Source organism: uncultured Peptoniphilus sp., from assembly GCF_946998875.1.
In the GTDB taxonomy this organism is placed as follows: Bacteria; Bacillota; Clostridia; order Tissierellales; family Peptoniphilaceae; genus Peptoniphilus_A.
On record NZ_CAMQAY010000037.1, the window covers coordinates 1 to 7610 of the forward strand.

11 protein-coding genes are annotated in these 7610 nt (G+C 34.9%); 7 read left to right on the forward strand and 4 right to left on the reverse strand.

Annotation, left to right across the window (positions count from 1 at the left end):
* Positions 1 to 55 precede the first annotated feature (55 nt).
* From Q0U74_RS07325 to Q0U74_RS07350, 6 genes are all read left to right on the forward strand, one after another.
* Positions 56 to 205: a hypothetical protein gene (locus tag Q0U74_RS07325; protein WP_297393737.1), complete on the forward strand. Its 150-nt coding sequence runs from the start codon at positions 56 to 58 to the stop codon at positions 203 to 205.
* A gap of 65 nt (positions 206 to 270) precedes the next feature.
* The gene (locus tag Q0U74_RS07330) at positions 271 to 930 is read left to right on the forward strand and encodes an ABC transporter ATP-binding protein (RefSeq protein WP_297393739.1); all 660 of its coding nucleotides are present in this window, start codon (positions 271 to 273) and stop codon (positions 928 to 930) included.
* Positions 927 to 1628, forward strand: coding sequence for a hypothetical protein (locus Q0U74_RS07335; RefSeq protein WP_297393741.1), 702 nt, complete (start codon positions 927 to 929; stop codon positions 1626 to 1628). The genes Q0U74_RS07330 and Q0U74_RS07335 overlap by 4 nt, the downstream gene beginning before the upstream one ends.
* A complete protein-coding gene (locus Q0U74_RS07340) occupies positions 1619 to 2251 on the forward strand; it encodes a hypothetical protein (protein WP_297393743.1) in 633 nt (210 codons plus the stop codon). The genes Q0U74_RS07335 and Q0U74_RS07340 overlap by 10 nt, the downstream gene beginning before the upstream one ends.
* A complete protein-coding gene (locus Q0U74_RS07345; protein ID WP_297393745.1) occupies positions 2251 to 3408 on the forward strand; it encodes a hypothetical protein in 1158 nt (385 codons plus the stop codon). The genes Q0U74_RS07340 and Q0U74_RS07345 overlap by 1 nt, the downstream gene beginning before the upstream one ends.
* On the forward strand, positions 3386 to 3982 hold the full coding sequence (locus Q0U74_RS07350; RefSeq protein WP_297393747.1) for a response regulator transcription factor: 597 nt from the start codon (positions 3386 to 3388) through the stop codon (positions 3980 to 3982). Before Q0U74_RS07345 ends, Q0U74_RS07350 begins: the two co-directional genes overlap by 23 nt.
* Positions 3983 to 4015: 33 nt before the next feature.
* Here Q0U74_RS07350 and Q0U74_RS07355 read toward each other — a convergent pair whose 3' ends face one another.
* Genes Q0U74_RS07355 through Q0U74_RS07365 form a run of 3 tightly spaced genes read right to left on the reverse strand, consistent with a single transcriptional unit; the run spans position 4016 to position 5247 of the window.
* Positions 4016 to 4555: a nitroreductase family protein gene (locus Q0U74_RS07355; protein ID WP_297393750.1), complete on the reverse strand. Its 540-nt coding sequence runs from the start codon at positions 4553 to 4555 to the stop codon at positions 4016 to 4018.
* A gap of 1 nt (position 4556) precedes the next feature.
* Positions 4557 to 4988: a glutaredoxin domain-containing protein gene (locus tag Q0U74_RS07360; RefSeq protein ID WP_297393752.1), complete on the reverse strand. Its 432-nt coding sequence runs from the start codon at positions 4986 to 4988 to the stop codon at positions 4557 to 4559.
* Positions 4972 to 5247 (reverse strand): DUF188 domain-containing protein, encoded by a 276-nt coding sequence (locus Q0U74_RS07365; protein ID WP_297393754.1) that lies wholly within the window; start codon positions 5245 to 5247, stop codon positions 4972 to 4974. The genes Q0U74_RS07360 and Q0U74_RS07365 overlap by 17 nt, the downstream gene beginning before the upstream one ends.
* A gap of 96 nt (positions 5248 to 5343) precedes the next feature.
* Here Q0U74_RS07365 and Q0U74_RS07370 point away from each other — a divergent pair, with 96 nt between their 5' ends.
* Complete coding sequence (locus tag Q0U74_RS07370; RefSeq protein WP_297393755.1) at positions 5344 to 6480, forward strand: LCP family protein; 1137 nt, start codon at positions 5344 to 5346, stop codon at positions 6478 to 6480.
* Positions 6481 to 6536: 56 nt separating this feature from the next.
* On the opposite strand, the gene pepT is transcribed toward Q0U74_RS07370, so the two are convergent.
* The coding region (gene pepT / locus Q0U74_RS07375) for a peptidase T (RefSeq protein WP_297393757.1) at positions 6537 to 7610 on the reverse strand (1074 nt) is incomplete at its 5' end.

Consider the following 7610-nt stretch of genomic DNA (forward strand, 5'->3'; position numbering starts at 1 on the left):
TTTGCAGTTATTACTCATGAACTTATGACCATAAAAAATTAAAATGGAGTTAGAAATGAAACACTTTAGATTATCAGACATTATTATATTTGTTGGAATTTATATTTTTGCAAGTTCTCTCGATGATAAGGACAAAAAGAAGAAAAAATACTTGGGATTCATCCTGACAGTCTTGGGCTGCATCTTAAAATTTTTGAATTTTTAAATTTAAAATTAAAAATAGAATAGAAAAATAAAAATCACAGGAGACTTGCAAAGTGAGGAGGCAATATGAAAGACATAATACTTGTAAAAAATATTGAGAAAAATTTTAAGGGCAAAAAACTCTTTTGTGATTTTTCTTTTTCTGTGGAAAAAAATACTGTCCATGCCCTTGTTGGACCAAATGGGTCAGGAAAGACAAGCCTACTGAGGATTTTGACGGGCATTTATAAGTGCCAAGGCCATGTGGAAGTCAAGGGTTCCTACGCTATGCTACTTGAAAATGACTACCTCTATGAGGAAAAAACTGGCATGGAAAATATAAATATCTTCTCTCTTTATTTTGGAGTAGATAAGGAAAATTACATAAAATATTCTGACCTACTTGGCATTACAGATGACCTAAGTAGAAAAGTTTCCACCTACTCCAAGGGCATGAAGAGAAAGCTAAGTCTTCTAATAATTATTTTGATGAATAGAGAAATTATTTTTTTAGATGAAGTAACTTCTGGTGTAGATCCAATTTCCCGAGTAGAGATAAGAAAAATTATTTCCATGTTAAAGGATGAGGGCAAGACTCTTGTAATCACCTCTCATGATTTATCAGAGATAGAAAAAGTTGCAGATAAAGTTACCATGATTAAGGATGGAAAAATTTTATTCACCAGAGAAATTTCAGAGCTTGGAGAAAATCTTGAGGATTTATTTATAGAGGAGGGGTCAAAATGAAGGACAAGGCTTTAAACAAGGCTACGAGATACATAATCTTTAGGGACAAAGAAGTGACTATCAACACAATTTTATTTTTCCTACTTGCCCTTGCCTACTTATTTGCCCTCTATAAGTTTCTCTTTAGGGCAAGGGGAGAGGATTTTATCATCTTGATGACCTATGCCCTTATACTTGGCTTTGGAATAATTGGATCCAACACTATTCTTGTAAATTTAAGTCTCAGGGACAAGCTAAGTGGCAGGTTGGAGTTTTTATTGGGGACAGGACTCGATGTAAGAGAGATAATAAAGGCATATTCAATAGAAAACTGGAGGCTTTCATCTCTTGCTTCATTCATAATTTTTTTTGGAACTTATGTGATTTGTGACTTGGACAAATCCTTTATCGTCCTTTACCTAACTTGTATCATCCTTCATTATTTTTTGATCTTGACTCTTAACATAAAGGCAATGTATAGGAAGAATTTTAAGTTTTTCAAAAATATAGTTTTCTTTAGCACGAGTCTTTTGATTTATCTATTGGGAAATTTTTCTGGGAGGATTCTAAAATTTCTAGACCATATAAATTTGGACTTAAGCCTATTTTTAATTCTTGCAAATGTAATTATTGGTCTTGGCTTAGGACTTTATTCTTTTTACCAAGTTAGAAAATTGGAAAATGAAAATGTAATGGAGGTGAGCTCAGAGTGGTCTTAAAATTAATTGCCATTGATCTTAAAAAAATTTTAGACAAAAATGCAGTTTTAATGGCATTTTTTGGTCTGGTTTTCACATTTCTTTCAAATTTTTCAGCAGACTCAATGAAAGAAGTTTCAAAAATTATGAGAGTGGAAGGAATTTCTCTTTTGTTTTTAATTTTTTCTTTAGAATTTTCCAAGGGGACCCTCCAAGAAGACAAGGCAAGAAAAAAATTAGAATTTCTTCTTGCCAATGGCGTCTCCATAAAATTTTTGCTAGAAAAATATTTTGGGAGCTTATTTTTTTCAAGCCTCATTACGCTTTTGCCTTCCCTAATATTTTTTGGCGTGAAGACAAGGATTGGGGTCCTTGAAATTTTAAACTTTCTACTTACAGCTTGCCTTTACACAAGTTTTTTAATTTTAAAAATTTTAAATACAGAAAATATGAACAAGATGTCTGGGATCCAAAAGAAGATATTTTTTCTTGGAGGCCTTGTACTAATAGTCTCAACTAATATTTATATTTTCACTTCTGTGATAAAATTGTACTTGATAAGCAAGTTTTTAATTTTAATTTTTGCAAATATTTTTGTGGCAATAAATACAAGCAAAGAAAGGATTGGGGTGACTTACTTTTGATGGGGAAGAGAATTTTAAAAATAATAATTTCACATGCCGCCCTGATTTTTTATTGGTGCTACCTTTATAAAGTTGGCGACGCAATAAGTAGTGCGCCAATAATAAATTTTACTTCCACAATATTAATTTTAATTATTTATGGACTTATCTACGCAGAGATAACAAAAAAAGGGGATAAAAAACTAGATGCTCTTTATATTTTTGTATCACTTTTATTTTTTGCCCTTGCCCTAAATAAAAATTTTAAATTTTTAATTTTCCTTGGTCTTGGACTAGGGATTTCAATTTTTTATATAGTGAAAAATTTGCAAATAGATAAGACTTTTTACATAAGTATTCTTCCAATTTCAAAAAAGATGACTCAGGTCTTTACGGGAATTTTCATTTGCGTGATTATGCTTTTAACTTATCTCTTGGACCTTGATGTCCTTGTAATAAATATTTTTAATCAGGTCATATTTTTTGCCTGCTGCCTTTTCTTTTTGTTATTTTTAAAGGACAGAGAGGATGTCTACGACAAGACCTTTAAATTACTCTATATCTCTAAGTATATGGCAAGTGAAAGGGAAAATTTTGTAAGGCTTATCCATGACGAGGTCCTACAAGATATTTTTGCTGCCAAAAATTATTTGAGCCTAAAAGAGCCCAAGGTCCATGAGGCAAGCGACTTGCTTACAAAATTAAATGAAAGACTTAGGAAAATTATGAAGTTTTATCAGACAAGTCTCTTTGAAGACTTTGGCATGGAAGAAAATATTCATGGTATTTTTGAAAATGTTGCAAGTCTTTATCCTTATAAGACTACAAAAATTGACAAGAAAATTTCAAGTGCCTTAGAAAATTTAAGGGGCGAGGAAGTAAAATTAATTGCCCTAATCACCAAGGAGCTTGTCAACAACATCTACAAGCATTCAGAGGCCACCTATATTTTTTACAGGCTTTATGAAGATAGAGGCTTTATAATTATGGAAGTGGAAAGCGACGGCATGGCTCATGAGGACTTTAAAAATATAGAGGATTCAAAGAGGGGGGTTCTCCTTTTGAAGATGCTAATTTCATCTAATGAAGGCGAAATTGCCTACGAGGACAGAGGAAGGACCCTTTACACAAAAATAAGATTGAGAAGGTTTAGAGATGAAGATTCTTTTATTAGATGACCACAAAATTTTTGGCGAGAGCTTAAGGCTCCTCTTGGAAGAAAGGGGAATCGCCTGCTTTTACACAAATGAAGTGGAAAAATTTTATGCTGAAATGAAAAAGGACTACGACATTTTTCTTGTGGACATAAATTTAAAGAGAGATGAGACGGGCTTTGACATCTTGGATAAAATTTATGACTTTGACAAAAATAAAAAAGTTGTAATTTTGACTTCCTATGACATGATTAACTACAAAAGAAAAGCAGAGGAAAAGGGCGCCAGAGACTTTATAAACAAGTCTGTGGAAGTGGATGAATTAATTGAAAGGCTAGAAAGAGTCTATAGAGATGAAAAAATTTTATCTAAAGATCAATGCGCTGACCTTTTCGAAGCTCTCACAAAAAGAGAGGAAGAAATTTTGACTGAACTTGTAAAAGGAATGACAAAAAAAGAAATTGCAGAGAAACTTTTCATAAGCGAAAGGACTCTCTACAATCACATAGCAAATATTTACGCAAAGCTTGGGGCGAAAAACCTTGTTGAGGCTTATAACACTGCCATGGAGCTTGGCTACATCAAACCCATAATGTAAAAGAACTAGGTCCACATGAACCTAGTTTTTTAGTTAATCTGAAATTATTTTGTATAGGGCATCAGATGTCTTTCTTTTTTTCTCGCGCAAATCGTCATTTTTTGCGTAGCCAAGAGCTATTACAAGTCTAATTTTACTTTTGGTCTTTAAAAATTTTTGCAACTTTTCTTCGTCAAACCAACCGATTATACAAGTTGATAGTCCAAGGCTTGTTGCTTCTGCTGTAAAGTAGGCAGCAGATATTCCTATGTCAATGGACTTGTAGTCTTGATTCTTTACGCTTGAGCCAATCTTGGCAGAAAGGTTGTAATTTTCTTCTGTGACAATGGCAAAGGCAGCTGCGTCCTTGGTAAAGGAGTTCATCTTGCCAAGTTGAAAATATTTTGAAAGGTTTTTGGCATCGTCGCCGCGGACAATGTAATAGTAGTAGGGCTGTGCATTGCAAGCTGATGGTGCAAGCTTCATAGTCTCAAGGCAAGCTTCAATTTTTTCTATTTCAACTTCTCTATCTGGGTCATAGTCTCGACATGACTCTCTTTTTTTCGCCAATTCTTTAAATTCATTAAAATCCATATTATCCCTCTAAAAATTCATCTAAGTTTCCATCAAAAAAGTAAAATTCGTCGTCGCGCTTAAGTGCAGGAACGCCAACGCGATTTTCTTCAACAATTTCGTCAAAGTCTTCGGAGAAGTCCCTCTCCTTTAAAAATCTCTTCAAGTTTGCCATTGATGCCGTTATATCTACAATTTCGCAATCCAAATTTTTTTCTTTCACTGCTGCAATTGCAGGTGGACAGTCTGGGCAGAGGCTTGAAATAAATAGTGTAAGCATATTATTTTCCTCCAAAAATTTATTTAGGGCCTTATAAAAATCATCATCGGCACTATTATCTCTTTTTGCAATATTAAAATAAATTTGTCTCTCTCGCATTTTTCTCTTAAAGTGACGGCTCTCTAGCATGGCAACTATGTTTTCATCATCTATGAAGTTACCCTGGAAGTCCATGACTCTTGCCTTTTTTTGAAAGGGCAAGGGAAGATAGACCCTTGTCATTTGTTATGACCAGGTCTTTACTTTTTGCATGATTGGCAATGTATATGTCAGCTGCTTCCTTGGAGATGTCAACGCTAATGACTTCGCCATAAGTTGGGGAGAAGTCCTGGCTGTAATTTTTTACCAAGAGAAGCCTTGCACAGTATTTTTGGCAGAGCCTTTCACATATTTCACGCACTGGTGAACCGTCTGCATCTAATAATATTTTCATATTTATCTTTTACCCAAAGTAAATTCACAATATCATGTAAGTAAAAAGTATTGAAAATTTGGGACTTTTTATATAGACTTAGTTTAGGAGGTTAATATGAAATATATTTACAGAATATTTGTATTCCTTACAGTTATACTCCTCCTTGGAGCACTGGGACTTACATTTATGTTTATGCCAAGGGGAAAGAAATTAGATGACAATAAAAATTTTATTAATAAAGAAGAAGCTAGGGAGCCAGAAAAAATTACTGTCTTTAATGACAATGAGGACATTGTAAATATTTTATTAGTTGGACTTGACTCCAGCCAAGTGACTTATGAAAAGGACGAAGATTCCAAGAGAGCCGACACAATTATGCTTTTATCCATTGACCCAAAGTACGACAGAGTTAGACTTTTATCCATCCCAAGAGATACATACTACAAGTTAAAGGGCTACGACAATTATAGGATGAATGCAGCTTATGCGCGTGGAGGTATTGATCTTCAAGTTTCAAGTGTAGAGGACTTTATGGGAGTAAAGATCGACCATTATGTTACAGTTAATTATGACGCAGTGAAGGAGCTTGTAGATGCTATTGGTGGAGTGGAAGTTTACACACCTGCCTATAAGTACACAGACCCTTCAACTATACCGCCACTTGAAATTAATTTTGAAGAGGGACTTCACTTATTAGATGGTGATGACGCAGTTAAGTATCTTAGAATTAGAAAAATTTACAAGGACCAGGACCTTGACAGGATTAAGGCGCAACAAGATTTTATCATGAAAATTTTTGACAAGATGAAGTCACCTAAAATGCTTTTAAAACTTCCAAGGCTAGTTTCCATTGCCAATAAACATGTTGAGACAGACATGAATTACGGTCAGCTTTCCTATCTTGCCTACTATGGTGTAACTCTCGACAGAGAAAATATTGGAATGAAAACTGTTGAGGGCACTACTAAAAAGGGCTCACCTTTATATTTTGTTGACAAAGAAAGTGCAAGGTATGAGGCTTCTGAACTTGTAAGACTGAGAGATAAGGCGCCAGAAGCAAGTGAAGAAGACTTAAATTATACTGAAGAAGAGCTTAAGAATATGACAGAGGAAGAAAGAGCAGCTATTGAGCAAAAAATTAGAGACAAAGAGCTTAGGGATAAGTTAAAGGAAGAGGCTGTGAAAAAAGAAGACTCTACTTCTGCTAATGAAAATAAGGCTAATAATGAAAAAGTAAATAGCGAAAATTAATTTAAAAAGAAAGACCATCATGCTTGTGATGGTCTTTTCTAATGTTAATACAAATTTTATTCAGCTAGAAGCTCTATTATATTTTTTACAACTTCCTTGGACTTTTGCATTTGGTCAAGGCTTACAAGTTCGTAGCGACCATGATAATTGTAGCCGCCAGTAAAGATGTTTGGAGTGGGAAGACCCATAAAGGATAATTTTGAGCCGTCAGTTCCGCCTCTTACTGGGCCAATTTTTGGAGTGACGCCAGATTTTTCAAAGGCTTTTTTTGCAAGGTCAATGATTTCCATGTGGTCCTCTAAAACTTCTCTCATGTTGTAGTATTGGTCCTTGATTTCAAGTTTTATGCACTTGTCGTATTTTTTATTCAAGAAATTTGCTATCTCCTCAAATAATTTTTTCATGTCTTCAAACTTTTCTCTTGAGTGATTTCTTATGATGTAGTTCATTTTTGTAAACTCAACAGATCCCTCTATGCCAAGAAGGAGTGAAAAGCCTTCGTAGCCTTCTGTGTATTCAGGTCTTTCGCCTGCTGGGAGCATTGAATTAAATTCCATGGCAATTAGCTGTGAGTTTATCATGGTGTCCTTGGCAGAACCTGGGTGGACATTTTTGCCTTGGATTTCAATTTTTGCTGAAGCTGCGTTAAAGGTTTCGTATTCAAGCTCGCCAAGTGGTCCACCGTCAACTGTAAAGGCAAAGTCTGCCCCAAATTTTTTTACATCAAACTTGTCGGCACCTCTGCCGATTTCTTCGTCAGGTGTAAAGGCAATTTTTATGTCGCCATATTTGGCATCCTTGTCTCTTAAAAGTTCTTCCACAGCAGAAATAATTATGGCAATTCCAGCCTTGTCGTCGGCACCTAAGAGTGTGGTACCGTCAGTTGTTATGATTGTCTCACCCTTTAAGTCCTTTAAAAAGGGAAAATCAGAGACAGATGTAGTGAAGTCCTCATTTAATTTTATGTCGCAGCCATCATAATTTTCAATGACCCTTGCCTTTACATCCTTACCGCTCATGTCGGGAGCAGTGTCCATGTGAGCAATAAAACCAACAGTCTTCTTGGCTTTTACCCTGCCAGGAATTTTTCCATAGACATATCCATTTTCGTCAATCTCTGCTTCAATGCC

Coding starts and splice junctions, on each gene's coding strand:
- Q0U74_RS07350 (WP_297393747.1), top strand. CDS start 3,386: ATGAAGATTCTTTTATTAGATGACCACAAAATTTTTGGCGAGAGCTTA.
- Q0U74_RS07355 (WP_297393750.1), bottom strand. CDS start 4,555: ATGGATTTTAATGAATTTAAAGAATTGGCGAAAAAAAGAGAGTCATGT.
- Q0U74_RS07330 (WP_297393739.1), top strand. CDS start 271: ATGAAAGACATAATACTTGTAAAAAATATTGAGAAAAATTTTAAGGGC.
- Q0U74_RS07345 (WP_297393745.1), top strand. CDS start 2,251: ATGGGGAAGAGAATTTTAAAAATAATAATTTCACATGCCGCCCTGATT.
- Q0U74_RS07325 (WP_297393737.1), top strand. CDS start 56: ATGAAACACTTTAGATTATCAGACATTATTATATTTGTTGGAATTTAT.
- Q0U74_RS07370 (WP_297393755.1), top strand. CDS start 5,344: ATGAAATATATTTACAGAATATTTGTATTCCTTACAGTTATACTCCTC.
- Q0U74_RS07360 (WP_297393752.1), bottom strand. CDS start 4,988: ATGGACTTCCAGGGTAACTTCATAGATGATGAAAACATAGTTGCCATG.
- Q0U74_RS07335 (WP_297393741.1), top strand. CDS start 927: ATGAAGGACAAGGCTTTAAACAAGGCTACGAGATACATAATCTTTAGG.
- Q0U74_RS07365 (WP_297393754.1), bottom strand. CDS start 5,247: ATGAAAATATTATTAGATGCAGACGGTTCACCAGTGCGTGAAATATGT.